Origin of the sequence: Erwinia sp. V90_4, from assembly GCF_029967685.1 — a bacterium.
Taxonomy (GTDB): Bacteria; Pseudomonadota; Gammaproteobacteria; order Enterobacterales; family Enterobacteriaceae; genus Erwinia; species Erwinia aphidicola.
The window spans coordinates 1-25,288 of sequence record NZ_JASCAQ010000045.1 but is presented as its reverse complement, the minus strand read 5'-3'; the positions used below and the strand labels follow the sequence as shown (position 1 = coordinate 25,288).

The window sequence follows — 25,288 nt, the reverse complement described above, 5'->3', positions numbered from 1 at the left end:
GAAAACGCCCCACCCGCCGTGAACCAGGACTTTTCCGCATCGGAAGAATTCTCATCTAACTCACTGAAAATAATATAATAAGCAAAAAAAAGCCCCGTCCGCAGACGAGGCTTTTCAGATAATCCTCAGCCCATCAGGCTTCAGATATCAGCAGCTTACTGGCCTTTAACTTCTTTCAGGCCGTTGAATGGCGCACGGTTGCCCAGCGCTTCTTCGATACGGATCAGCTGGTTGTACTTAGCGACACGGTCAGAACGGCTCATTGAACCGGTTTTGATCTGGCCTGCAGCAGTACCCACCGCCAGGTCAGCGATGGTGGCATCTTCAGTTTCACCTGAACGGTGAGAGATCACCGCAGTGTAACCGGCGTCTTTTGCCATTTTGATCGCAGCCAGGGTTTCGGTCAGTGAACCGATCTGGTTGAATTTGATCAGGATGGAGTTAGCGATACCTTTGTCGATACCTTCTTTCAGGATCTTGGTGTTGGTAACGAACAGATCGTCACCCACCAGCTGGATTTTGTCGCCCAGCACTTTGGTCTGGTAAGCGAAACCAGCCCAGTCAGATTCATCCAGACCGTCTTCGATAGAGACGATTGGGTACTGCTTAGTCAGGTCTTCCAGGAAGTGAGTGAACTCTTCAGAAGTGAAGGATTTGTTGCCTTCGCCTGCCAGCACGTACTTGCCGTCTTTGTAGAATTCAGACGCTGCGCAGTCCATCGCCAGGGTGATGTCTTTACCCAGTTCGTAGCCTGCTGCTTTTACCGCTTCAGCGATAACAGCCAGTGCTTCGGCGTTAGAACCCAGGTTTGGCGCGTAGCCACCTTCGTCACCGACCGCAGTGCCCATGCCTTTCGACTTCAGCACTTTTGCCAGGGTATGGAAAACTTCAGAACCCATACGCACAGCTTCTTTCAGCGTTTTCGCGCCAACTGGCTGGATCATGAATTCCTGAATGTCGACGTTGTTGTCTGCGTGCTCGCCGCCGTTGATGATGTTCATCATTGGCAGTGGCATAGAGAACTTGCCTGGGGTGCCGTTCAGTTCAGCGATGTGCTCGTACAGTGGCATGCCTTTAGCAGCTGCTGCTGCTTTAGCCGCAGCCAGGGAAACGGCCAGGATGGCGTTAGCACCAAACTGAGATTTGTTCTCAGTACCGTCGAGATCGATCATGATCTTGTCGATGTTGGCCTGGTCTTTCGCATCTTTACCGGTTACCGCGTCAGCGATTGGACCGTTAACGGCGGCTACCGCTTTGGTTACGCCTTTACCCAGGAAACGAGATTTGTCACCGTCACGCAGTTCCAGCGCTTCGCGAGAACCAGTAGAAGCACCTGATGGCGCTGCTGCCAGACCGACAAAGCCGCCTTCCAGATGAACTTCAGCTTCAACGGTCGGGTTTCCGCGGGAGTCGATGATTTCGCGACCGATGACTTTAACGATTTTGGACATTAGTTTTTCCTCAGTACAAGTTAACTTAAACTTAGACACAAACAGCCTGAAACGTTCAAATTTTCAGGCTGTTATGAAAACACTTATTTTGCCAAACGCTTCTGGTACTCGCTGGCGGCTTTTACAAAGCCGCTGAACAGCGGGTGCCCGTCTCGAGGTGTTGAGGTGAATTCCGGGTGGAACTGACACGCAACATACCAGGGGTGGTCAGGAAGCTCAATGATCTCAACCAGCTGGTCATCCCCTGAGCGGCCTGCGACACGTAATCCAGCCGCCTCAATCTGCTTCAGTAGCATATTGTTGACTTCATAACGATGACGGTGACGCTCAACGATGGTGTCAGAGCCATACAGCTTCTGCACCAGGCTGTTTTCGGTCAGCTGACACTGCTGGCTGCCGAGGCGCATGGTGCCGCCCAGATCGCTCTGCTCAGTGCGCTGCTCGACGTTGCCGTCTTCATCGCGCCATTCGGTAATCAGCGCCACCACCGGGTACTTACAGTCCGGGACGAATTCAGTCGAGTTCGCGCCTTCCATATGTGCCACGTTGCGGGCGAATTCCATCAGCGCAACCTGCATCCCCAGGCAGATGCCAAGGTAAGGGATGTTGTTTTCACGCGCGTACTGCGCCGTCATCAGTTTGCCTTCCACGCCGCGATAGCCGAAACCGCCAGGAATAAGGATAGCATCCAGATCCTTCAGCAGTTCCACGCCACGGGTTTCAACATCCTGTGAGTCAATCAGTTTGATATTCACGGTGACGCGATTTTTCAGGCCGCCGTGCTTCAGCGCTTCAATCACCGACTTGTAAGCATCCGGCAGCTCGACATATTTGCCGACCATACCGATGTTCACTTCGCCGCCTGGATTGGCTTCTTCGTAAATCACCTGCTCCCACTCGGCCAGGTTGGCTTCCGGGGCATTCAGGTTGAAGCGCTTACAGATATAGTCATCCAGGCCCTGCGATTTCAGCATGCCAGGAATCTTGTAGATGGAGTCGACATCTTTCAGTGAGATAACCGCTTTTTCCGGCACGTTGCAGAACAGCGCGATTTTCGCCCGCTCGTTGGCCGGTACAGCGCGGTCAGAACGGCAGATCAGCACGTCAGGCTGAATACCGATCGACAGCAGCTCTTTCACCGAGTGCTGGGTTGGCTTGGTTTTCACTTCGCCCGCAGCAGCCATATAAGGCACCAGCGTCAGGTGCATGTACATGGTGTGCTCACGACCTACATCAACCGCCATCTGGCGAATCGCTTCGAGGAACGGCAGTGATTCGATGTCACCCACGGTGCCACCAATTTCAACCAGCACGACATCGTGGCCTTCGCCGCCTTCGATGATGCGCTCTTTGATCGCATTGGTAATATGTGGGATCACCTGAATGGTCGCGCCCAGATAGTCACCGCGGCGCTCTTTGCGCAGCACTTCTGAGTAGATACGGCCAGTGGTGAAGTTATTACGACGGCTCATTTTGGTACGGATGAAGCGCTCGTAGTGACCGAGGTCAAGATCGGTCTCTGCGCCATCATCGGTCACGAAGACCTCACCGTGCTGAGTCGGGCTCATGGTGCCCGGATCCACGTTGATGTACGGGTCCAGCTTCATGATGGTCACATTAAGACCACGTGCTTCGAGAATGGCGGCCAGGGAGGCTGCGGCAATGCCTTTACCCAGAGAGGAAACGACCCCGCCGGTCACAAATATATAGTTCGTTGTCATGCTGAACCTGAGAATGTAGGTTTAAAGACGATGGAATGAATAACCAGGACGGGAAAATAGTATACCCGAATCCCCCGGGTGCGACAATTGATCGTTTCCGGTTGTGTGCCGTCCACCGCATTTACCGCCCTGACATTACCTGAATGGCGGGAAAATAAGGTTGATGCATGTCACATTTTTGTTGAATCGTGTCAGCCAATTATTCCTGAGATTTTACCACCTGCCACGCGTCTTCCATCTGGTCCAGGGTAGCCTGCGACATTTCCATCCCCTGACTGGCGATAATCTGTTCAACCTGGCGGAAGCGGCGTTCGAATTTGGTATTGGCTTTCTGCAGCGCGGTTTCCGCCTTACTGCCGAGGTGGCGTGAAAGGTTAACCGTGGCAAACAGCAGGTCGCCGATCTCCTCTTCCAGCTTGTCCTGGTCGATGACCGCCTGCTGCGCTTCGTGCATAACCTCATCAATTTCTTCGTGTACTTTGTCCAGCACCGGCCCGATGGTGGTCCAGTCAAAGCCCACGCTGCTACAGCGCTTCTGGATTTTATGGGCGCGCATCAGCGCTGGCAGCGCGGCAGGGATATCGTCAAGCGCCGAATGCTGTGCTTTCTGCGCACGCTCGTCGCTTTTGATTTTTTCCCAGTTAACCAGCACCTCAGCGCTGCCGCTCACCTGAGCATCGGCAAAGATGTGCGGATGGCGGCGCTCCAGCTTATCGCTGATAGCGTTGCAGATATCGTCGAAGTTAAAGCGCCCCTCTTCCTGCGCCATCTGCGCGTAAAACACCACCTGGAACAGCAGATCGCCCAGTTCACCGCGCAGATCGTCAAAGTCGGCGCGGTTGATCGCGTCGATCACTTCATAGGTTTCTTCAAGGGTATAAGGCGCGATGGTGGCAAAGGTCTGCTGGCGATCCCAGGGGCAGCCGTTTTCCGGATCGCGCAGGGTTTTCATGATGCCCAGCAGGCGATCGAGAGAAGTCATAATGATATCCATGTTGAATGGGCGGGCGACGCATGCGTCGCCCCTACGTAGAGGTCGGGCATGCCCGACCCGATTAATGCAGGCGTTTGGCGTCGATGATATCCGGCACCTGATTCAGCCGCGCAATCACCCGGCTCAGCACCTGCTGATTATAAATTTCAATATCCATATCTATGGTCGCCAGCTGCCTCTTGGTATCGCTGTGGCTGGAAACGCCCAGCACATTGACCTTTTCGTTAGCCAGAATGGTGGTGATGTCGCGCAGCAGGCCGCTGCGATCGTTGGCGGTGACGCGCACCACCAGCGAATAGCCGCTGGAATAAGACTCACCCCAGACGGCATCGACGATGCGTTCCGGCGCGTGCGACATCAGGTCCGTCAGCTGATCGCAGTCGGCGCGGTGAATCGAGATCCCGCGCCCCTGGGTGATAAAGCCGGTGATGTCATCGCCGGGGATCGGCTGGCAGCAGCGCGCAATATGGTGCATCAGATTGCCGACACCTTCGACCACCACGCGCCCGCTCTCTTTACTGCGCGGTACGCTGTTGGACGTTTTCTGCGTCAGCTTTTGCAGCGCCTCGCGGTCTTCCTCTTCCGCACTTGGCTTGTGCAGCTTCGACTGCAGGAAGTTGCTCATCTGATTGAGGCGCACATCGCCGCCGCCAATTGCCGCCAGCAGTTCATCCAGCGTGTTGAAGTTGTAGCGCGGCAGCAGCAGCTTCTCGGCATCTTTCAGATTGATATCGAGGTGGTCCAGTTCGTTGTCGAGGATCTGGCGCCCGGCGATAATATTCTTGTCGCGATCCTGCTTGCGGAACCAGGCGTGCACCTTAGAGCGCCCGCGGCTGGTGGTCACGTAACCGAGGTTCGGGTTCAGCCAGTCGCGGCTCGGGTTCGGCTGCTTCTGGGTGATGATGTCAATCTGGTCGCCCATCTGCAGCTGATAGGTAAACGGCACGATGCGCCCACCAATCTTCGCGCCGATGCAGCGGTGGCCGATATCGCTGTGAATATGGTAGGCAAAGTCGAGCGGCGTGGAGCCGGCCGGCAGGTCCACCACATCCCCTTTTGGGGTAAACACATAGACCCGGTCGTCAAACACCTGGCTGCGCACTTCGTCGAGCATCTCGCCGGAGTCCGCCATCTCTTCCTGCCAGGTAATCAGCTTGCGCAGCCAGGCAATACGCCCTTCATGGCCGGAGGCGCCGCGTGCGCTGCCGCCGGCTGCCGCGCCCTCTTTGTACTTCCAGTGCGCCGCCACGCCCAGCTCGGCATCTTCATGCATCTGGCGCGTGCGGATCTGAATCTCAACGGTTTTACCCTTCGGCCCCAGCACCACGGTGTGAATGGACTGGTAGCCGTTCGGTTTTGGGTTCGCGACATAGTCGTCGAACTCGCTTGGCAGATGGCGATACAGGGTGTGCACAATGCCCAGTGCGCCGTAGCAATCCTGCAGACGCTCCGCCACGATGCGCACGGCACGCACGTCGAACAGCTCATCAAAGGCCAGCGCTTTCTTCTGCATCTTGCGCCAGATGCTGTAGATATGTTTCGGGCGGCCATACACTTCCGCCTTCACGCCCTCTTTCACAATCTCGGTACGCAGCGACTGCACAAAGGTATCGATATAGTCTTCGCGATCGATACGGCGCTCGTGCAGCAGCTTGGCAATGCGCTTGTACTCTTCCGGGTGCAGATAGCGGAAGCAAAAATCTTCCAGCTCCCACTTCAGCTGGCCGATACCGAGGCGGTTAGCCAGCGGAGCATAGATATTGGTGCACTCTTTTGCCGCCAGCACGCGCTCATCTTCCGGCGCGTCTTTGACTTCGCGCAGGTGGGCGATACGCTCCGCCAGCTTGATGACCACACAGCGGAAATCTTCCACCATCGCCAGCAGCATGCGGCGCACGTTATCGACCTGCTCAGAGGCCATTGAGTCATTATGGGTGGCTTTTAACTGGCGGATAGCGTCCATATCGCGCACGCCGTGAACCAGCGAGACGATAGCTTTACCGTGCTGCTCCTCAAGCCGCTGCTCGGTAACCACGCCGGCGTCGGCCAGCGGGAACAGCAGTGAGGCACACAGCGTTTCACAGTCCATGCTGAGCATCGAGAGGATTTCAACCATCTCAACGCCGCGCCACAGCAGCAGCGCGGCATCAGGATGGTCTTTAGTGGTCGCCTCACAATAGCGCCAGGTTTCGGCCAGTCGTTCACATGACTGCTGGTTGGAGATCCCCAGACTGGTGATCCATTGGTCGAGCGCAAACTCGCCAGCCGTATTCAAATGTGCACTTCTTACCGCAACCATATCCTCTCCTGGCGTAGCCCCCGTTCAGGGACCTATTTTCGGCTAAACAGCACCATGGATTCCAGATGCCCGGTATGTGGGAACATATCGAGCATTGTCACCCGTTCCAATTGGTAGCCGGACGTCAGTAATGCCTGACTATCCCGTGCCAGCGTCGTCGGGTTACAGGAAACATAGACCACCCGCTGCGGCGCAAGTTTAATGATATGCGCCATCACGCCGGCGGCACCGGCACGCGCCGGGTCCAGTAACACCTTGTTAAATCCCTGAGCAGCCCAGGGCTGGCGGCTGACATCCTCTTCGAGGTTATGCTGCCAGAACGACACGTTATGCAAATTATTCAATTCTGCATTATACGCACCCTTCGCCACTAATGCTGCAACACCCTCCACACCTGCGACATTTTCAGCCAGTTTACCCATTGGCAGGCTAAAATTTCCCATTCCGCAGAACAGATCAAGCACCCTGTCGTCCGCTTTCAGCTCCAGCCACTCCAGCGCACGGGCCACCATCTGCTGATTGACCTCATCATTGACCTGAATAAAGTCGCGCGGGCTGAAGGTCAGCGTCAGGTCGTGAGAACGATAGTGTGGCATCTCTCCCGAAATCTGCACAAGCGTGTCACTGTCAGGGGCAAGATACAGTGCCAACTGATGCTCATGCGAAAACTGTTCCAGTTTTTGTCGGTCGCTGTCAGCAAGGGGGTCAAGATGGCGTAAAACCAGCAGCGGGCCGTTATCCGCCAGCACCAGTTCAACGTGCCCGAGGCGCCGCACCGCCTGCAGATCATTGAGCACGGCGCGAAGTGGCTGAATCAACGCATTAAGTTCGGGCTTCAAAATGGGGCATTGCGTGATATTGACCAGCTCGCTGGAGGCCTTTTCGCGAAACCCCATCTGCAGGGCTTGGGTTTTCGGCTGATAATTGAGGCTGAGACGGGCGCGGCGGCGGTAGCCCCAGGGCTGCCCGGCAATCACGTCGTCGACGCTCACGGCAAAGCCGCTTTCCCGCGTCAGCAGATGCGCCAGCGCTTTTGCCTTACTCTGCTGCTGGAGTTCGCTGGATGCATGCTGCTGCTGGCAGCCACCGCAGCGGCTGAAATGCGGGCAGCGCGGCACCACTCGCTGCGGGCTGGCGCTAATAATACGCTGCGCTACTCCGCGTGAATACTGGCGCTTATCCTCCTCGATCCTGACTTCGACCTGTTCGCCGGGCAGCGCGCCCTGCACAAACAGCGCCTTGCCATTGTGGCGTGCTACGCCCTGACCAAAAGCATCCAGATCATGAACCGTTACCGTTATCGTCTGGCGGGTCGTCACGCGCCGTTTTGCAGAGTAGAATTGCGCCATTATTTCTTTGCTTCTCAAAAGTCAGGGTTATTGCCGGAAAAAATCGGGTGTAGCCTGGCATAGCGGCAGAAAAAATTCGACTGATTCAGGATAATAGGCAACACGGACGGCAGAGCTGCACGCCGCGCACAGGGAATATTATGACCAAATACAGCCTGCGGGCACGCATGATGATCTTAATTCTGGCGCCGACGCTGATGATCGGGCTGCTGCTGTCGACGTTTTTTGTCGTCAATCGCTATAACGAGCTGCAAACCCAGCTGACCGATGCCGGGATAAATATTATCGAGCCGCTGGCCGTTTCCAGCGAATACGGTATGACCTTCCACAGCCGCGAATCGGTGCGCCAGCTGGTCAGCCTGCTGCACCGCCGCCATTCGGATATCGTGCGCGCTATCTCAGTGTTTGATGACCACAATCAGCTGTTCGTCACCTCGAATTATCATCAGTCCCCTGACCTGCTGCGCCTGCCGGATAACACGCCGCTGACGGCTAGATACCTGAAGCAGCGCCAGGGTAACTCCGTTATTCTGCGCACGCCAATCCTTTCTGAGAGTTACTACCCCGATGAGTCTCCGGGGCAGGACGCCAAACCGACCGGTAATCCGCTCGGCTATGTGGCGATAGAGCTCGACCTGCAGTCGGTGCGCCTGCAGCAGTATAAAGAAGTGTTTATCTCCACCCTGCTGCTGCTGCTGTGCCTGTGTATTGCGATGCTGTTTGCCTACCGCCTGATGCGCGACGTTACCGGGCCAATTCGGAATATGGTCAGTACCGTTGACCGCATTCGCCGTGGGCAGCTCGACAGCCGCGTTGAAGGCTATATGCTCGGCGAGCTGGACGTGCTGAAAAACGGCATTAACTCGATGGCGATGTCGCTGACGGCCTATCACGAAGAGATGCAGCAGAATATCGACCAGGCGACGTCGGATCTGCGCGAAACGCTGGAGCAGATGGAGATCCAGAACGTTGAGCTGGATCTGGCAAAAAAACGTGCGCAGGAGGCGGCGCGCATCAAGTCCGAGTTCCTCGCCAATATGTCGCACGAGCTGCGCACCCCGCTCAACGGCGTCATCGGCTTTACCCGCCAGACGCTGAAAACCACTCTCAACTCGACGCAGCGCGACTACCTGCACACTATCGAACGCTCGGCGAATAATCTGTTAAGCATCATCAATGACGTGCTCGACTTCTCCAAGCTGGAGGCGGGCAAGCTGATTCTGGAAACCATTCCGTTCCCGCTGCGCGCCACGCTGGACGAGGTGGTGGTGCTGCTGGCGCAGTCGGCGCACGATAAAGGGCTGGAGCTGACGCTGAATATTCAGAGCGACGTGCCGGATAACGCCATCGGCGATCCGCTGCGCATGCAGCAAATCATCGTCAACCTGCTGGGTAACGCGATTAAATTTACCGAGCGCGGCAATATTGATATTCGCGTGGAAAAACGGGCGCTGAGCAATAACCGCATGGAGCTGGAAGTACAGATTCACGATAGCGGCATCGGCATTTCCGAAAAGCAGCAGTCGCAGCTGTTCCAGGCATTCCGCCAGGCCGATGCCAGCATCTCGCGGCGCCACGGCGGCACCGGGCTGGGGCTGGTGATCACCCAAAAGCTGGTCAACGAAATGGGCGGTGAGATCTCCTTCCACAGCCGCCTGAACCACGGTTCCACCTTCTGGTTCCACATTAATCTGGCGCTGAACCCCAACGCGGCAAGCGATCCGCGCCTGATGGACTGTATTGAGGGGCAAAGCCTGGCCTACGTTGAGCCTAACGCCGCCGCCGCCAAAGCGATGATGGAGATGCTCAGCATCACGCCGATGAAAATCCACTACAGCCCAACGCTGGCCGAGCTGCCGGACCCGCACTACGATGTGCTGCTGATGGGGCTGCCGGTGGCCGATCGCCATCATCTGGAAATGACCGGTGAGCAGCTGACGCCGATTCTGCAACGCGCCGACAGCGTGATTATGGGTCTGCCGTTCCAGATGCAGGTGTACACCGAAGAGCTAAAAGCGCGCGGCGTGACCGCCTGCCTGATCAAACCGATTTCGATGACGCGCCTGCTGCCGATTCTGGTCGATCACCATGCCAGAGATGTTCAGCAGTTGATTGAGCGCCCGCGCCTGCCGCTGCGGGTGATGGCGGTTGACGATAACCCAGCCAACCTCAAGCTGATTGGCGCTCTTCTCGAAGAGCAGGTGGCGCACATTGTCCTGTGTGATAGCGGCGAAGCGGCGATCAAGCAGGCCCGGCTTCAGCATCTCGACATTATTCTGATGGATATTCAGATGCCGGAAATTGACGGCATCCGCGCCAGTGAAGAGATCCGCGCCCTGCCGCAGCACGCGAATACGCCGATTGTCGCCGTGACCGCGCACGCGCTGGATGGTGAACGCGAACAGCTGATTAAAGCGGGGATGAATGACTATCTTGCCAAGCCGATCGACGAGAAAAAACTCAGCCGCCTGCTGGCGCGCTATTCGCCGGGTGCGCGCCAGGCGCTGCCGCCGGTGATTGAGGTCCCGGCGTCCCTCGACTGGGCGCTGGCGCTGCGCCAGGCGGCTAATAAGCCCGACCTTGCCCGCGATCTGCTGCAGATGCTGGTGGATTTCCTGCCGGAAGTGCAGTCGCTGATCGACCAGTATATTGGCGAAAATAATATCCCGGCGCTGCGCGATATCATCCATAAGCTGCACGGCAGCGCCAGCTACAGCGGCGTGCCGCGCATGAAACAGCTCTGCCTGCAGCTGGAGCAAAATCTGCGGCACCATGAGGATATCAGCGCCGTTGAGCCTGAGCTGTTTGAGCTACTGGATGAGATGCAGAATGTGGCGAGACTGGCAACGGAACGCTTAAAACATTAGCCGCGGGTTGGGGATCGCGGGTCAGGCTTGCCTGACCCCTACGGAATTTCCCGCACGCCAGCGGGCGCGGCCGCCATTAACGGGTATGCATCCCAATGGCTAGCGTGGCGGCGATATTGCGCGCGGCAATACGCACATTTTCTGCCGCTTCGTCTAGCGCCTCCTGCAGGCTGCAGATGCGGTAGATCACGCTGAATACCGCGTCCAGCCCGTGCTGATGAACCACGCCCGCATCGTGCGTCAGGCTGCCAGCAATGGCGATCGTCGGTATGTGATAGCGCTTAGCCACCCGCGCCACGCCAATCGGGACTTTACCGTGAATAGTCTGGCTGTCGATACGCCCTTCGCCGGTGATCACCAGCGTGGCATCCTGCACCAGCGCATCCAAACCTAAGGCATCGGTAACAATCTCAATGCCCGGGCGCAGGGTGGCCTGACAGAACGCGAACAGCCCTGCGCCCATCCCCCCTGCTGCGCCGCCGCCGGCCACGCTTAACACGTCACACTGCAGGTCACGCTGAATAATGCGGGCAAACTGCGCCAGCGCTTCATCCAGCTGTTTCACCTGCTGCGGCGATGCCCCTTTTTGCGGGCCAAACACCGCCGATGCCCCCGTCTCTCCAAGCAGCGGATTGGTCACATCACAGGCGACGTCGATACGGCAGCTTTTGATACGCGCATCGAATTCACTGAGGTCAATCGAATCCAGCTGCGCCAGCGCCGCGCCACCGTAAGCCACGGGATTACCGCTGGCGTCGAGTAATTTAGCCCCCAGCGCCTGCACCATTCCCGCGCCGCCGTCATTGGTGGCGCTGCCGCCAATACCAATAATCAGGCGTTCTACGCCCTTATCCAACGCATCGCGGATCAGCTCGCCGGTACCCCAGCTGGTGGCGTGCAGCGCATCACGCCGATCGGCAGGCACCTGTTCCAGCCCGCTGGCGGCGGCCATTTCGATAATGGCACTGCGCCCGTCACCGGACAGCCCGTAAAAGGCATCAACCGGCGTGCCCAGCGGACCGGTAACGCGCAGTGGAATAATACGGCCCCCCGTAGCAGCAACCATAGCGTCAACGGTGCCTTCACCACCATCGGCGACGGGCAGTTTGACGTAGTGTGCATCGGGAAAGATGTCGCGAAAACCCAGTTCGATTTGGGTGGCAACCTGTAACGCAGAGAGGCTTTCTTTATAGGAATCCGGGGCGATAACGATTTTCATAAGTTATCCATCAGGTTGGCGTTGGACGTAAACTCCCGGCACGGGGCGAGCGGACATGTGGGGCAGACCTTCTTTTTCGCTCCGCCCCACATCAATCATCCGATTAGCTTAGCCCACTGCTCAACCCACGGGGAGGTGACCTCCTCCGGCTCCGGATTTTCGCAGGCATCCACCGTCAGCATCTCGCCGACGCGCTGCGCGCCGTGCTCCTGCAGCAGTTCAGCAAACTTTTTACCGCCGCCGCAGAAATCGTCGTAGCTGCTGTCGCCCAGCGCAATCACGCCGTAGCGCAGCCCTGGCTGGTGGCCGAGCTTATCTTTAATCGCGTGGAAGAGCGGCGCGATGCTGTCCGGCAGATCGCCCTGCCCGGTGGTCGAGGTGATCACCAGCACCACTTTATCCGCGTAGTGCTGCCACTCTTCCAGCGTTGCATCTTCATAAATCTTGACCTGATGCCCGGCTTCAAGCAGCAGAGTTTCGGACTCTTCGGCTACCAACAGCGCGTTACCGTAAACCGTGCCAACAAAAATGCCTACCTCAGCCATACCCTCTCTCCTTATCAGAACTCAATTTTCTCACTATCCTGCGGGCTTTCAGCAGCAAACTCAACCCGGGGGATATGCGGGAGCGTGTTTTGCCAGCCGCAGTGCGTCATCGCGCGCTGCCATACTGCATCCAGCCCGGCTCGTAACAGCAGCGGCTCGCCGCTCACCGGATGGTTCAGGCGCAGCTCGCTGGCATGCAGCATCAGGCGATTCATAGCAAAGTTGGCTGCCGCTGAGCGGTTCTGCTTCAGGTCGCCATGGGCGCTGTCGCCGATAATCGGATGACGCAGATGCCTCATATGACGGCGTAGCTGATGCTTGCGCCCCGACTCCGGCAGCATTTCCACCAGCGAATAGCGCGTGGTGGCGTAAGGTCCGACCGCGACCGGCAGCTCTGCCGTTGCCACTCCGCGCCAGTGGGTTACCGCAGGCTGCGGGGCTTTTTCCGGCTGGCTAAACTTGTCGGCGATTTTATCCAGCTCTTCGGTCAGCGGATAGTCGAGCGTCTCTTCGCCCTCCAGCCAGCCGCGCACCACGGCATGATAGGTTTTTTGTATTTTATGCTGTTCAAACTGCTGCGACAGCAGGCGCGCCACCTCGCTGGACAGCGCCATCAGCAGCACGCCGGATGTTGGGCGATCGAGCCGGTGTACGGTGAAAACATGCTGGCCAATCTGGTCGCGCACGGTCTGCATCACAAACACGGTTTCATGGCGGTCGAGCCAGCTACGGTGCACCAGCCAGCCCGAGGGTTTGTTTACCGCAACCAGCCACTCATCCTGATAAATAATCTCCAGCATTAGTTGGGCGACTCGAACAGCTGATCAAAAGCGTTTAAGCGGTGCAGCAGCGCGGCGCGCTCCGGAATTTCGCCCTCCAGCCAGACTTCATAGTAGGGAGCGATGGCCAGCGCAACGGGCAGAGGTGCAGCCGCATCCAGCAGGGCCTGCATACGTGGCAGGAACACCCACTGCAGCCACTGCAGCGGCGTCATGGTGTCAAGGCAGAAAGGTTCAGTGCTGGTAAAAGCTTCGCTGTTAGGCGCAACGGATTGCCATAGCCCCGCCTGTTTAAGCAACGATTCAATTGCCAGTAATCGTTCCTGAATCTGTTGTTCACGGCTCATAGGGATCTCCCACTGTGGTTAAGGGCGCAGAGCATAGCATTCACACGCTGCTCAGTGAAAAGTATGCACGAAAAAAAGGGGCACTGTATTAACAGTGCCCCCGGTTCGTTCGCAGCTTTCCAGCTACCTTTATGCTCCCTGCTCTTCCTTGAAAACTGTTCCTGTGCTCTCCTGAGCAAACATCATCCTGATGTTATCCGTTCACTTCCCTGCTAGCCGTCATCCTGTACGGTTCACGTTCTCCTTCCTGGAGGTGTCCATTACCTCATCCTGAGGTTTCCCTGCTTCAATCCCGAAGCCTGTCCCTGCGACATCATCCTGATGGGTCCAACTCATTCCATGAGTACGTCACTCCTTGACGTTAATCCTGTTCCTGAATGCCTTTCCGATGAGGTAATTCTGCCTGATTGTCATAAGCAAACAAGATACTTCTCACGGCTTTTTGTGGCATAAGCTTAAGATAATTCGCAACAATCTGGCTAACTTAATGATCTACAATATTTTTACAATTGAATGCTAGCAGACATTAAGTTCATTCGTAGCGATCTCTCACAACCTTTGTGAGAGATCTCGCACAGGACGGGCAGAGAAAAGCGCATTACAGGCCATTAAGCGGCTGTAAATGAATAAGAAAGTTCTGAAGAGATGGGGCGAGAATCTGACGTTTTAGCGTTCCCAACTGCTCAAGGATCACTTCGCCGCTCAAATTACACACCGACACCACTTCCAGCTCAGAGTCTGTTGTGGCGACAAATAAAGTCGGGGAGTGCTTCAGCCGACGCTTCATGACCAGATGACCAATCAGGTTCTCCTGCACGCGCTGAAAATCATCTTCACTCCAGACCTGTACCAAAGACACGCGCTGACCGGAAAAAGTTCCCGACATATCTGCGGCAAATTGTGCGGTATAAAAGCCGCTAACGGACGGCTGCAGCTGGATATCCAGCGCACGCTCTACCGACTCCAGATTTTTGGCCAGCGTAAATGGCTGCGGCTGCCACCAAACGGCATCGCCCTGCGTAGCCACGACACACGGCGAAGGGATGCCGAGCAGCTCCTCGCTGGCGGGAAGGTGGCCGCTCTCTTGCTGCCAGAGGTCACAGTAGCGTTGGCTAAAATCGCGTAGTGCCTGGGCGGTTTCTTCGATCATTCTTTTTTCACTCTTAGCTGGCTGGGTTACACTTACAGGCCATTGTAGCCTGAATGCTAATCAGGCTAACGAATTCGTCATCTCGCCTGTCCCGACGGGCGCAATAAGGTATCAGCATGTCTTCATACGACCATCATCAGGCACTGGAAGGCCTGACTCTGGGGAAACCCACAGAATACCACGACAGCTATCAGCCTGCGCTGCTACAGGCAGTGCCGCGTAGCCTCAATCGTGAACCGCTGGGGCTTTATCCGGATACCCTGCCATTCACCGGAGCCGATATCTGGACCCTGTACGAGCTCTCCTGGCTCAACAGCAAAGGGCTGCCGCAGGTGGCGGTGGGTGAAGTGGCGCTGGATGCCGACAGCGTGAACCTGATCGAGTCGAAAAGCTTTAAGCTCTACCTCAACAGCTTTAACCAGACAAAATTTGCCGACTGGGGCGAAGTGCGTCAGACGCTGGAGCGCGATCTCAGTGCCTGCGCCGCAGGCAAGGTCAGCGTGGCTCTGTTCCGCTTGCAGGAAATTGAAGGGCAGCCCATTGGCCATTTCGACGGCAGCTGTATTGATGAGCAGGACATCGTGATTGATGATTATCAGTTCAATGCTGACTACCTGCGCGACGCGGCCGCTGGGGAGATCGTTGAAGAGCAGCTGGTGAGCCACCTGCTAAAATCTAACTGCCTGATCACCAATCAACCCGACTGGGGTTCGGTGCAGATCAGCTATCGCGGCCCGCGCATTCAGCGCGAAGCCCTGCTGCGTTACCTGGTCTCATTCCGCCATCACAATGAGTTTCACGAGCAGTGCGTAGAGCGTATTTTCAGCGATATTCTGCGCTACTGCCAGCCGGAAAGCCTGAGCGTTTACGCGCGCTACACGCGCCGCGGCGGGCTGGATATCAACCCGTGGCGCACCAATGGCCAATTCAAGCCGGGACGCTCGCGCCTGGTTCGCCAGTAATCTCCGGTTTATCTCTGTTAATCTGTTGTTAAATCAAAGGCGAAAAGGCTAATCTGGACACGGGTAGCAGCAGCACGCTGCCCAGGGAAATTTTGCCCCGTTGACCGCCATATCACGGGGTTACTGCACACCCAGGCGGGTGTAAAGGAGTTCACTTGATTACACATATCAGCCCTCTTGGCTCGATGGACCTGCTTTCACAACTGGAAGTCGACATGCTGAAGCGCACGGCCAGCAGTGATCTCTACCAGCTGTTTCGTAACTGCTCACTCGCCGTGCTCAACTCCGGTAGCCAAACCGACAGCAGCCATGAGCTGCTCTCCCGCTTTGAAAGTTTTGATATCAACGTGTTGCGCCGTGAGCGCGGCGTCAAACTGGAGCTGATAAACCCGCCGGAAGAGGCGTTTGTTGATGGCCGGATTATCCGTGCGCTGCAGGCTAACCTGTTTGCCGTGCTGCGCGATATCCTGTTCGTTAACGGCCAGATCGACCAGGCCGGTCGCTTCCAGCGGCTGAAAATTGAAGATCCGGTTCATCTCACCAACCTGGTATTCTCCATTCTGCGCAATGCGCGCGCGCTGCACGTCGGCGAGGAGCCGAACACCGTAGTGTGCTGGGGTGGTCACTCGATTAACGCCGTGGAATATCAGTACTGCCGCACCGTTGGTGCCCAGCTCGGCCTGCGCGAACTGAATATCTGCACCGGTTGCGGACCGGGCGTGATGGAAGCGCCGATGAAAGGGGCCGCCGTCGGCCACGCCCAGCAGCGCTACAGAGAGGGCCGCTTTATTGGCCTGACCGAGCCGTCAATTATCGCCGCCGAGCCGCCAAACCCGCTGGTTAACGAGCTGATCATCATGCCGGACATTGAAAAACGTCTGGAAGCCTTTGTACGCATGGCGCACGGCATCATTATCTTCCCGGGCGGCGTAGGTACGGCGGAAGAGCTGCTCTACCTGCTGGGTATATTGATGAACCCGCATAACCATGACCAGGTGCTGCCGCTGATCCTCACCGGGCCGAAAGAGAGCGCCGATTACTTTAAGGTACTGGACGAATTTATCGCCAGCACCTTGGGTGATGAGGCGCGTAAACACTACACCATCATTATCGATGATGCGGCGGAAGTGGCGCGGCTGATGAAGAAAGCGATGCCGAAGGTGAAAGAGCATCGCCGCGAAACCGGCGACGCCTACAGCTTTAACTGGGCGTTGCGTATTGCTCCTGACCTGCAGATGCCGTTTATGCCGAGCCATGAAAATATGGCAAACCTTAACCTGTCGCCGGATCAGCCCGCCGAGGATCTGGCTGCGGCACTGCGTCGCGCCTTCTCCGGGATCGTCGCCGGTAACGTTAAGGATGTCGGCATTCGCGCAATCAAAGAGAAAGGGCCATACAAGCTGCACGGCGACCCGCAGATCATGCGCCGCATGGACGATCTGCTACAGGGCTTTGTGGCTCAGCACCGCATGAAGCTGCCGGGCAGTGCCTACATTCCCTGCTACGAAATCATCAAGTAACCGACGAGCGGCCTGCGGGCCGCTCAGGATTAACGATTTTGCACCATTTACTGATTATCGATGCGCTGAATCTGATTCGCCGCATACACGCCGTCCAGGGTTCTCCCTGCCAGGACGCCTGCCTGAATGCCATCCATCAGCTGCTGATGCATACCCGCCCGACGCATGCTGTAGCGGTGTTTGACGATGACGACCGCGCTGACAGCTGGCGGCACCGGCTACTGCCGGATTACAAAGCCGGGCGCTCGCCGATGCCGGATGCGCTGCACAATGAAATGCCGCTGCTGCGCGCGGCCTTTGCCGGCGTGGGGGTTAACTGCTGGCACTCTCCCGGCGATGAGGCTGACGACCTCGCCGCCACGCTTGCCAGTAAAGTGGCCGCCGCCGGGCATCAGGCCACCATTGTCTCCACCGATAAAGGCTATTGCCAGCTGCTGGCACCTAATGTGCAGATCCGCGACTACTTCCAGAAACGCTGGCTTGACGTGCCGTTTATTGCCGCCGAATTTGGCGTGGCGCCAGCCCAGCTCACCGACTACTGGGGGCTGGCAGGGATCAGCAGCAGTAAGATCCCGGGCGTGGCCGGTATCGGCGGCAAAAGCGCCACGCAGCTGCTGCAGCAGTTTGGTAGCCTGGCAGGAATTTATCAGCAGCTGGATCGGGTGCCGGAGAAGTGGCGCAATAAGCTGGAGCAGCATCGCCAGATGGCGGAAATCTGCCAGCAGGTCGCCACGCTGAGAACGGATTTGGTACTGGCGGGGAATTTAAAGGATTTGCGATTGCCGTAATTCGCGGGCGGACCAGAAAAGCGGTCCGCCCCTACTATAGGGGCCGATCATCTTTTTTGATCGGCCCGCGCGCGATTGACGATGGAAAAATTAACGCTCGTCGCGGCGGCCCGGCGTGGCGGCCCAGATACGGCGAATATGCACCGTCACTTCTTCGCGATCGTGGTACAGCTGACGCGCCTGGATCTGCGCGTTAATGCCGTTTTCCACCAGCTTCTCGTGGATCATCTGCAGATTCTGCGACACTTCCTCATAACGCTTCTTCATCGGCAGTTTGAGGTTAAAGATCGCCTCACGGCACCAGCCGTTCACCAGCCAGTCCGCCATCAGATTCGCCACGCGCACCGGTTTTTCCACCATGTCGCACACCACCCAATAGTTATTGCTGCGCGTCGGGCGGTACTTAAAGCCGTCCTCACGCTGGTGGAATACCTGCCCGGTATCCATCAGGCTCGGCGCCATCGGGCCGTTATCCACGGCGTTCACCATCATGCTGCGCTGCACCAGCTGATAGGTCCAGCCGCCCGGGCAGGCCCCCAGGTCCACCGCCCACATCCCGCTTGCCAGGCGCTCATCCCACTCGTCGGCAGGGATAAAGACGTGGAAAGCCTCTTCCAGCTTAAGCGTGGAGCGGCTTGGGGCATCGGAGGGAAACTTCAGGCGCGGGATGCCCATAAACAGCGGCGAGTTGTTGCCCGGCAGCGAGTAACCCACATAGCAGCAGCCCGAAGCGATAAAGAACACGTGGATCACCGGACGCTTGTTGGTCTCATAGTTCAGCAGAATATTCGCTTTACGCAGGCTGGCGCGCAGCGGCACGGTGAACTTGCGGCAGAATTTCAGCAGCTCTTTGCTGGCATTGGTGTCCGGCACCTCAACGCGCAGCTCGCCGCCCTTCTCTACCGCGCCGGTCAGCATCCCCACCACCGGCGTGATGCGGTCCTCGCTCGGTAAATCGCGCAGCAGCTCACCGACCACCATCATCTGGCGGGAGAAGATCAGCTCGCTAAACGGCAGTGAGGCCAGCAGCTTCTCGGCTTCCCCCTGCTGATAGCACTCAAACAGCACATAGGCAGAGTCATCTTTCACGCGGGCGAAACCGAAAATCTCGCGCTCGGCGGCCTTAGCGGTGATCTCCGCCGCGCACTCTTTCTCAAAACCCTGACGGCAATACAGTAAAATCTTATTCATGGCGATCTGCCCTTTTTTTCAGACGCAGCGCGCCAACCAACATCAAAATCCAACCGATCAGGAAGCAGGTGCCTCCGATCGGCGTAACATACACCCAAATTTTCAGGTGCGACAGCGCCAGACAGTAAAGACTGCCGCTGAATAACACCGTGCCCAGCGCCAGAAATGCGCTGCTCCAGTAGAACCAGATATCGGCGCGGCGCAGCATGGCCGCAGCCAAACCCAGTACCGCAAGAGTATGAAACGCCTGGTAATCCAGCCCGGTTTTCATCCAGGCCATTTCGGCGCTACCCAGCGACCGGCTCAATACGTGGGCGCCAAAAGCCCCCAGCGCCACGTAGAAAAATCCACTGATGGCGACGAAAATCAGCATTGCACGACTGGACATAACAACATCCTCTGAGAACACGGAGCGCGCTCCGTGGTGCTTAATTACTGCCCGGCGGTATCGGCGCGCCAGGCGGGGTTATTGTTCATAACGAAAGCGGAATTTTTCCTGTTCGCTTGCGGCTTTCGCAAGGATCCACTGCCGGAAGGCGGCTATTTTACCCAGTTCTGCCTGACTGTCATGACAAACCAGATAAAAAGCATTTTTACTGACCAGCACATCGTTAAACGGGCAGACCAGACGCCCCGCTTCTATCTCACTCTGCGCCATCACGTTATTGGCCAGCGCCACGCCCTGGCCGTGGATCGCCGCCTGCAGCACCATCGCGCTGTGGCTGAATATCGGCCCCTGCTGCACATTGATACTGCCCAGCCCGAGCTGACGCGTATACGCCTGCCAGTCACGGCGTGAAGCATCGTGCAGCAGCGTATGATTGGCCAGCCCGGCCGGGGAGGTCAGCGGGCGCTCGCCGGTTAGCAGCAGTGGGGAACAGACCGGCAGCAGATATTCCGCATACAGTTTTTCCACCCGCAGCCCCGGCCAGTTACCGCGCCCGTAGAAAATCGCCACGTCGACATCATCAGCCAGCTTCTCCTCATCGCGGTCGACGGCGGAGATACGCACGTCGATACCCGGATAAGCTGAGTTAAAGCTGGTTAGCCTCGGTACCAGCCACTGAATAGCAAAACTCGGCAGCAAACTGACGGTGAGTGCGCCTTTGGCACTGCGCGCCTGCAGTTTGCGCGTGGCGTCGTTCAGCGCGGTAAAAATCTCTTTGATATCGAGGTAATAGCTCTGCCCCTCTTCGGTCAACAGCAGCGAGCGATTGCGTCGGCGAAACAGCTTCAGGCCGAGGAAATCCTCCAGCGACTTGATCTGGTGGCTGACGGCGGCCTGGGTGACAAACAGTTCCTCAGCCGCTTTCGTGAAGCTGAGGTGACGCGCTGCGGCATCAAAAACGCGCAGGGCATTCAGCGGTGGTAAACGTTTAGACATGGTAGATGGGTGCTTTTCGCTCAAGGCCGGGTACAGCTCTGACAGTCAGAGTGACGTATTAGTTTTTTTTATCCGAGCCATTATAATTTGTCCGTTGAGGAACTACCAGCAAATACCTATAGTTGCGCCACTTCCTGAGCCGGAACGAAAAGTGCATTGAAATTACGGGTTAACTCGCGGAATTTTGAGGGGCTTTTGGCTTGTGGTCGTGATGTTGTGTTTGCAATTGACCTGACGATTTTCGGGTCTGGTAGCTGAGCTACCTTTTATTCCTGTAGATTTACCCTGTCTGTCCAAGTGATTTTAATAGCACCGCTTAGCGCGGTGCTTTTTTTTGCCTGTCGCTATTACTGGTTGGTCTCAACCATCTCTTTCACGTCAGAACGGTTGATCTGCTGCTTGTTGCCGTTGGCATCTTTGTAGCTGATCATGCCCGTATCGTTGTCGACCACTGGCTTACCATCGGATACGATAGTGCGACCATCATTGGTATGCATAACATAATTGCTTGAACACGCGGCCAGAGTAAAAGTCATGGCACAGGCTGCAATAACTGCGGCTAATTTTTTCATTTTTATATCTCCATGCTGAGAGTGAAACTACCTGCATACGTTGCTCTTAATGACAGGTAATCGTTTAAACTTTACTTGAATTAGCATAACGCGCTTTGCCGTCTTTGCCAGAAAAGTACATAAATTTCAGCCTGGTCCTAAATTACGAGAAACAGATGACGTCATTTAACCCGCTGCACTTTCGCCAGCAGTTTCCCGCGCTGGGCGATGCCGGATGTTACCTGGACAGTGCCGCTACCGCGCTAAAACCACTGGCGGTGATCGAAGCCACCGAGCAGTTTTATCGCCTGAGCGCCGGGACGGTTCACCGCAGTCAGTTCGCGGCCGCGCAGCAGCTCACCGCGCGCTATGAAGACGCGCGCAGTCAGGTGGCAAGGCTGCTGAATGCCTGTGATAGCAGCAACATCGTCTGGACCAAAGGCACCACCGAGGCCATTAACCTGGTCGCGCAAAGCTATCTGCGTCCGCGCCTGCAGCCGGGGGATGAGATCCTGGTTAGCGAAGCCGAGCACCACGCCAATCTGGTGCCGTGGCTGATGGTGGCTGAGCAAACCGGCGCCAAAGTGGTGAAGTGGCCGATTGGCGCCGACCGCCTGCCGGATCTCAGCCTGCTACCCACACTGCTCAACGACCGCACCCGCCTGCTGGCTGTCGGTCAGATGTCGAACGTGACCGGCGGCTGTCCGGACCTGCAGCAGATTATTGCACTGGCCCATGCGTGCGGTGCAAAAGTGATGGTCGACGGCGCCCAGGGCGTGGTGCACTGCCCGCCGGATGTACAGGCGCTCAATATTGATTTCTACGCTTTTTCTGGACATAAGCTGTATGGACCAATGGGCATCGGCGCGCTGTACGGCAGGGCGGACCTGCTGGCAGAGATGGCGCCGTGGCAGGGCGGCGGCAAGATGCTGAGCCGCGTTGACTTTAACGGATTCACCCCGCAGGCAGTGCCGTGGTGCTTCGAGGCAGGCACGCCAAACGTTGCCGGCGTCATTGGCCTGAGCGCCGCGCTGGAGTGGCTGAGCGGCGTTGATATTGCCGCCGCCGAGCGCTGGAGCTGCGACCTTGCCGACCTTGCTGAAGCGCGGCTCGCTGCCCTGCCCGGCTTTCAAAGCTACCGCTGCGGCAACGCCAGCCTGCTGGCGTTTGATATCGCCGGTATTCATCACAGCGACGTTGTGACGCTGCTGGCGGAAAGCGGCATCGCCCTGCGCGCCGGTCAGCACTGTGCGCAACCGCTGCTGGCTGCGCTCGGCGTCAGCGGGACACTGCGCGCCTCCTTCGCCCCCTATAACACGCTGGAAGATGTGGACGCGCTGGCCGCGGCGATGACCACCGCTCTGGCGCTACTGGCTGATTAATTATGAATTCATCTCCGATCGCCCCGCACCCGTTTGGCACAGCCATAACTGCCGACTCGCTACTGACGCAGTTCGCCAGCTTTCGCCAGTGGGAGGATCGCTATCGCCAGCTGATCCTACTGGGTAAGAAACTGCCGGCCCTGCCGGAGGCGCTGAAAACGGCGGACATTGAGCTGAGCGGCTGTGAAAACCGCGTCTGGCTTGGCTATCAGCAGCTTGAAAATGGGCAGATGCACTTTTACGGCGACAGCGAAGGGCGCATTGTGCGCGGGCTGTTAGCCGTACTGCTGTGTGCGGTAGAGGGAAAAACTGCCGCCGAGATCCGGGGATCGGACCCGCTGGCGCTGTTTGACGGGCTGGGATTGAAAGATCAGCTGAGCGCCTCGCGCAGCGCGGGGCTGCAGGCGCTGGCCGATGCGGTGATGGCGAGCAGTCACTTGCCGTAGGGACGGCAGCTTTTCTGGTCGTCCCGGGCAAACCGGGCCGACCTGACAAGAGGGTCGGCCAGTGCAGTTGCCCGAAATCCGCGTTACGCCTGGCGTGCCGCCTTCGCCATCATCTTCTTCAATACGTGCGACACCGCGACAAAGCCAAAGGTGGCGGTGACCATGGTTGCCGCACCAAAACCTGCGGCGCAGTCCATGCGTTTTGGCCCCTCAGCGGTGCTGCGTGACGCGCATACCGAGCCATCCGGCTGCGGGTACATCAGCGCCTCGGTTGAGAACACGCAGTCAATGCCCAGCTTACCCTTGCTGCTTTTGACGATGTTAAAATCGTTTTTCAGCCGCTCGCGCAGCTTCGCCGCCAGCGGATCCTGAATCGTTTTTGCCAGATCGGCGACTTGGATCTGCGTGGGATCAATCTGCCCGCCCGCCCCGCCGGTGGTCACCAGCGGCATCTTATTGCGACGGCACCACGCCAGCAGCGCCGCTTTCGGGCGCACGCTGTCGATAGCGTCGATCACATAGCTGTAGCCCTGGCTCATCAGCTCTGCGGTATTGTCCGGGGTAATAAAGTCATCAATGCAGGTGACGCGGCACTCCGGATTAATTTCGCGGATCCGCTGCGCCATCACCTCGGTTTTCGCCTGCCCGACGTTATCTTTCAGCGCATGGATCTGCCGGTTAGTATTAGTGACGCAGACATCATCCATGTCGATCAGGGTGATCGCCCCAATTCCGGTACGCGCCAGCGCTTCCGCCGCCCACGACCCCACGCCGCCAATCCCCACCACGCAGACATGCGCGTCGGCAAACAGCTGTAGCGCAGACTGACCATATAGACGCGCCGTACCGCCAAAGCGCTGCCGCCAGGCGTCTGAAAGAACCATCATGGATTAATTCCTTAAAAGCAGCGGGCCGCAGCAAGCGGCCCGTCGGGGTTTACTGACTGACCAGTAATGACCCCTGAGAAGAACTGTTCTGTGCCGATGAGAATACCGGCTGGCCCGCGCCCGGTGCGGCTTTTAATACCCACACGCGGCCGTAGTGATTAAACCATCCGGCCATATGACCGGCGTCCGGGCCGATGCCCTGGTAAATATCAAAATGCTGACCCTTGATTGCGCCGCCGACGTCCAGCGACACCATCATGCGCATCTCATATTTTCCGGTAAATTTACCGTTGTTGTCCAGTAAAGGAACTTCTGCCAGCAGCGCCGTTCCCGGTGGGATCAGCGAACGGTCAGAAGCTACCGAGGCTTTTGCCACCAGCGGCACCGCACTTGCCCCACGTACTGGCGCAAACGTTTCGGGCTTGAAGAACACAAAGGATGGGTTCTGCTCCAGCAGTTCGCGCACCTCTTCCGGGCTGTGCGTTTCACCCCAGTGGCGAATCGCCTGCATCGACATATCTTCACGCTTCACTTCACCGCGGTCGATCAGCACTTTGCCGATGCTGCGATAGGCATGGCCGTTTTTCCCGCCGTAGCCGAAGAAGGTCAGCGGGCGCCCGTCGCCGTAGTCAACGTAGCCGCTGCCCTGCACATCCATAATAAAGTTATCCATCAGTGAGTTGCTGTAACCCACGATATAGCGTTCACCCAGCGCACCGCTGTAGATATCTGCACGGCTTGGCAGGCGGCCACGTTTTGGCGGCATGCGGTACAGCGGATACTGGAACTCACCCTGGCGGGTATATCGTGCTTCAATCACCGGCGTGTAGTACCCGGTAAACTGCACGTTGCCATAGTTGTCGGTGCCTTCCATCTGATAAGCATCCAGTCCGAACTGGCGCAGCTGGCGCGTATCGCCCCCGGCCATCAGCCAGCTCTCAATCGCGCTGTAGGTGCCCGACTGGCGCGAATACATGCCCGATGAATATGAACGGATCTGCCCCACCTGGTCGGCAAAGTCTCTGCCATTAACCGGGCGGCCTTTAGCGTTAGGCTGGTTGACCAGCCCGAGCGGCTGATCCAGTTTCCCGTCTTTATACTGTTGCCCACGATCGGTGGGTTTTGACGAACAGCCCGCCAGCAGTGCCAGCAGCGTGCCGGTCACCAGATATTTCGCCCAACGTCCTTTCATGCCTTGTTTACCTTTATACGGGAACCCTGCGCGAAGATAGCAAAGGCGTGGTCAGATTTAAACGTGCCGCCGGAAAAAGTACGCATTTGTGCAACAATTCAGCAGCTGGGTTAAAAAATGAGTTATAAGCACGATTTTACCCACTTATCCGCAAAAAGGGGTTGCAACAAAACGCATCAGGCGTATAGTGCGCTTCCACGGACGCGGGATGGAGCAGCCTGGTAGCTCGTCGGGCTCATAACCCGAAGGTCGTCGGTTCAAATC

Annotated in this window: 22 protein-coding genes; 6 read left to right on the top strand and 16 right to left on the bottom strand. The window is 57.3% G+C overall.

Translation table 11 applies throughout. The features are described from left to right. Positions 1–155: 155 nt before the first annotated feature. From eno to rlmD, 5 genes are all read right to left on the bottom strand, one after another. Positions 156–1,451 carry a phosphopyruvate hydratase gene (gene eno / locus QLG07_RS11395; RefSeq protein ID WP_048917139.1) on the bottom strand — a complete coding sequence of 432 codons (1,296 nt, stop codon included), beginning with the start codon at positions 1,449–1,451 and terminating at the stop codon, positions 156–158. Between the two features lie 83 nt (positions 1,452–1,534). Further along, a complete protein-coding gene (gene pyrG, locus QLG07_RS11390; protein ID WP_048917140.1) occupies positions 1,535–3,172 on the bottom strand; it encodes a glutamine hydrolyzing CTP synthase in 1,638 nt (545 codons plus the stop codon). A 199-nt stretch (positions 3,173–3,371) separates the two neighbouring features. Beyond that, complete coding sequence (gene mazG / locus QLG07_RS11385) at positions 3,372–4,154, bottom strand: nucleoside triphosphate pyrophosphohydrolase (protein ID WP_180276711.1); 783 nt, start codon at positions 4,152–4,154, stop codon at positions 3,372–3,374. Between the two features lie 73 nt (positions 4,155–4,227). Then, positions 4,228–6,465 (bottom strand): GTP diphosphokinase, encoded by a 2,238-nt coding sequence (gene relA / locus QLG07_RS11380; protein ID WP_048917142.1) that lies wholly within the window; start codon positions 6,463–6,465, stop codon positions 4,228–4,230. Between the two features lie 32 nt (positions 6,466–6,497). Continuing rightward, positions 6,498–7,814 (bottom strand): 23S rRNA (uracil(1939)-C(5))-methyltransferase RlmD, encoded by a 1,317-nt coding sequence (rlmD, locus tag QLG07_RS11375; protein WP_048917143.1) that lies wholly within the window; start codon positions 7,812–7,814, stop codon positions 6,498–6,500. A gap of 140 nt (positions 7,815–7,954) precedes the next feature. Between rlmD and barA the strand changes: the two genes are divergently transcribed. After that, positions 7,955–10,681, top strand: a complete 2,727-nt coding sequence (gene barA, locus QLG07_RS11370) for a two-component sensor histidine kinase BarA (protein ID WP_191149892.1) — start codon at positions 7,955–7,957, stop codon at positions 10,679–10,681. Positions 10,682–10,757: 76 nt separating this feature from the next. Here barA and QLG07_RS11365 read toward each other — a convergent pair whose 3' ends face one another. The 5 genes from QLG07_RS11365 to syd all read right to left on the bottom strand — a co-directional run bounded on the left by QLG07_RS11365 (position 10,758) and on the right by syd (position 14,721). Further along, positions 10,758–11,900 (bottom strand): glycerate kinase, encoded by a 1,143-nt coding sequence (locus tag QLG07_RS11365; protein WP_282469241.1) that lies wholly within the window; start codon positions 11,898–11,900, stop codon positions 10,758–10,760. Between the two features lie 95 nt (positions 11,901–11,995). Further along, the gene (locus QLG07_RS11360; protein ID WP_048917146.1) at positions 11,996–12,445 is read right to left on the bottom strand and encodes a flavodoxin; all 450 of its coding nucleotides are present in this window, start codon (positions 12,443–12,445) and stop codon (positions 11,996–11,998) included. A 14-nt stretch (positions 12,446–12,459) separates the two neighbouring features. Next, a complete protein-coding gene (gene truC, locus QLG07_RS11355; protein ID WP_048917147.1) occupies positions 12,460–13,245 on the bottom strand; it encodes a tRNA pseudouridine(65) synthase TruC in 786 nt (261 codons plus the stop codon). After that, complete coding sequence (locus QLG07_RS11350; protein ID WP_099753453.1) at positions 13,245–13,571, bottom strand: YqcC family protein; 327 nt, start codon at positions 13,569–13,571, stop codon at positions 13,245–13,247. The genes truC and QLG07_RS11350 overlap by 1 nt, the downstream gene beginning before the upstream one ends. Before the next feature lie 598 nt (positions 13,572–14,169). After that, positions 14,170–14,721: a SecY-interacting protein gene (gene syd, locus QLG07_RS11345; protein WP_282469240.1), complete on the bottom strand. Its 552-nt coding sequence runs from the start codon at positions 14,719–14,721 to the stop codon at positions 14,170–14,172. Between the two features lie 116 nt (positions 14,722–14,837). Here syd and queF point away from each other — a divergent pair, with 116 nt between their 5' ends. The 3 genes from queF to xni all read left to right on the top strand — a co-directional run bounded on the left by queF (position 14,838) and on the right by xni (position 17,991). Next, entirely contained in the window at positions 14,838–15,683 is an 846-nt protein-coding gene (queF, locus tag QLG07_RS11340) for an NADPH-dependent 7-cyano-7-deazaguanine reductase QueF (RefSeq protein WP_048917150.1), read from the top strand. A 155-nt stretch (positions 15,684–15,838) separates the two neighbouring features. Further along, a complete protein-coding gene (gene ppnN / locus QLG07_RS11335; protein ID WP_048917151.1) occupies positions 15,839–17,203 on the top strand; it encodes a nucleotide 5'-monophosphate nucleosidase PpnN in 1,365 nt (454 codons plus the stop codon). Between the two features lie 35 nt (positions 17,204–17,238). Beyond that, a complete protein-coding gene (gene xni / locus QLG07_RS11330; protein ID WP_282469254.1) occupies positions 17,239–17,991 on the top strand; it encodes a flap endonuclease Xni in 753 nt (250 codons plus the stop codon). Positions 17,992–18,081: 90 nt separating this feature from the next. On the opposite strand, the gene rlmM is transcribed toward xni, so the two are convergent. The 4 genes from rlmM to QLG07_RS11310 form a co-directional block, all read right to left on the bottom strand. Then, positions 18,082–19,182, bottom strand: a complete 1,101-nt coding sequence (gene rlmM, locus QLG07_RS11325) for a 23S rRNA (cytidine(2498)-2'-O)-methyltransferase RlmM (protein ID WP_187497932.1) — start codon at positions 19,180–19,182, stop codon at positions 18,082–18,084. Beyond that, the gene (locus QLG07_RS11320) at positions 19,175–19,570 is read right to left on the bottom strand and encodes a DUF423 domain-containing protein (protein ID WP_048917154.1); all 396 of its coding nucleotides are present in this window, start codon (positions 19,568–19,570) and stop codon (positions 19,175–19,177) included. The genes rlmM and QLG07_RS11320 overlap by 8 nt, the downstream gene beginning before the upstream one ends. 78 nt (positions 19,571–19,648) lie before the next feature. Further along, the gene (locus QLG07_RS11315; RefSeq protein WP_048917155.1) at positions 19,649–20,566 is read right to left on the bottom strand and encodes a transcriptional regulator GcvA; all 918 of its coding nucleotides are present in this window, start codon (positions 20,564–20,566) and stop codon (positions 19,649–19,651) included. 347 nt (positions 20,567–20,913) lie between these two features. Beyond that, positions 20,914–21,138 (bottom strand): YgdI/YgdR family lipoprotein, encoded by a 225-nt coding sequence (locus QLG07_RS11310; protein WP_048917156.1) that lies wholly within the window; start codon positions 21,136–21,138, stop codon positions 20,914–20,916. Positions 21,139–21,293: 155 nt separating this feature from the next. On the opposite strand from QLG07_RS11310, the gene csdA reads away from it, so the two are divergent. After that, on the top strand, positions 21,294–22,499 hold the full coding sequence (gene csdA, locus QLG07_RS11305) for a cysteine desulfurase CsdA (RefSeq protein ID WP_282469239.1): 1,206 nt from the start codon (positions 21,294–21,296) through the stop codon (positions 22,497–22,499). Between the two features lie 2 nt (positions 22,500–22,501). Next, on the top strand, positions 22,502–22,945 hold the full coding sequence (gene csdE, locus QLG07_RS11300; RefSeq protein WP_282469238.1) for a cysteine desulfurase sulfur acceptor subunit CsdE: 444 nt from the start codon (positions 22,502–22,504) through the stop codon (positions 22,943–22,945). Positions 22,946–23,028: 83 nt separating this feature from the next. Here csdE and tcdA read toward each other — a convergent pair whose 3' ends face one another. Continuing rightward, positions 23,029–23,832, bottom strand: coding sequence for a tRNA cyclic N6-threonylcarbamoyladenosine(37) synthase TcdA (gene tcdA, locus QLG07_RS11295; protein ID WP_187497929.1), 804 nt, complete (start codon positions 23,830–23,832; stop codon positions 23,029–23,031). A 49-nt stretch (positions 23,833–23,881) separates the two neighbouring features. Continuing rightward, entirely contained in the window at positions 23,882–25,024 is a 1,143-nt protein-coding gene (mltA, locus tag QLG07_RS11290) for a murein transglycosylase A (RefSeq protein ID WP_048917160.1), read from the bottom strand. Positions 25,025–25,288: the final 264 nt, after the last annotated feature.

Coding starts and splice junctions, on each gene's coding strand:
- eno (WP_048917139.1), bottom strand. CDS start 1,451: ATGTCCAAAATCGTTAAAGTCATCGGTCGCGAAATCATCGACTCCCGC.
- pyrG (WP_048917140.1), bottom strand. CDS start 3,172: ATGACAACGAACTATATATTTGTGACCGGCGGGGTCGTTTCCTCTCTG.
- mazG (WP_180276711.1), bottom strand. CDS start 4,154: ATGACTTCTCTCGATCGCCTGCTGGGCATCATGAAAACCCTGCGCGAT.
- relA (WP_048917142.1), bottom strand. CDS start 6,465: ATGGTTGCGGTAAGAAGTGCACATTTGAATACGGCTGGCGAGTTTGCG.
- rlmD (WP_048917143.1), bottom strand. CDS start 7,814: ATGGCGCAATTCTACTCTGCAAAACGGCGCGTGACGACCCGCCAGACG.
- barA (WP_191149892.1), top strand. CDS start 7,955: ATGACCAAATACAGCCTGCGGGCACGCATGATGATCTTAATTCTGGCG.
- QLG07_RS11365 (WP_282469241.1), bottom strand. CDS start 11,900: ATGAAAATCGTTATCGCCCCGGATTCCTATAAAGAAAGCCTCTCTGCG.
- QLG07_RS11360 (WP_048917146.1), bottom strand. CDS start 12,445: ATGGCTGAGGTAGGCATTTTTGTTGGCACGGTTTACGGTAACGCGCTG.
- truC (WP_048917147.1), bottom strand. CDS start 13,245: ATGCTGGAGATTATTTATCAGGATGAGTGGCTGGTTGCGGTAAACAAA.
- QLG07_RS11350 (WP_099753453.1), bottom strand. CDS start 13,571: ATGAGCCGTGAACAACAGATTCAGGAACGATTACTGGCAATTGAATCG.
- syd (WP_282469240.1), bottom strand. CDS start 14,721: ATGATCGAAGAAACCGCCCAGGCACTACGCGATTTTAGCCAACGCTAC.
- queF (WP_048917150.1), top strand. CDS start 14,838: ATGTCTTCATACGACCATCATCAGGCACTGGAAGGCCTGACTCTGGGG.
- rlmM (WP_187497932.1), bottom strand. CDS start 19,182: ATGAATAAGATTTTACTGTATTGCCGTCAGGGTTTTGAGAAAGAGTGC.
- QLG07_RS11320 (WP_048917154.1), bottom strand. CDS start 19,570: ATGTCCAGTCGTGCAATGCTGATTTTCGTCGCCATCAGTGGATTTTTC.
- QLG07_RS11315 (WP_048917155.1), bottom strand. CDS start 20,566: ATGTCTAAACGTTTACCACCGCTGAATGCCCTGCGCGTTTTTGATGCC.
- QLG07_RS11310 (WP_048917156.1), bottom strand. CDS start 21,138: ATGAAAAAATTAGCCGCAGTTATTGCAGCCTGTGCCATGACTTTTACT.
- csdA (WP_282469239.1), top strand. CDS start 21,294: ATGACGTCATTTAACCCGCTGCACTTTCGCCAGCAGTTTCCCGCGCTG.
- csdE (WP_282469238.1), top strand. CDS start 22,502: ATGAATTCATCTCCGATCGCCCCGCACCCGTTTGGCACAGCCATAACT.
- tcdA (WP_187497929.1), bottom strand. CDS start 23,832: ATGATGGTTCTTTCAGACGCCTGGCGGCAGCGCTTTGGCGGTACGGCG.
- mltA (WP_048917160.1), bottom strand. CDS start 25,024: ATGAAAGGACGTTGGGCGAAATATCTGGTGACCGGCACGCTGCTGGCA.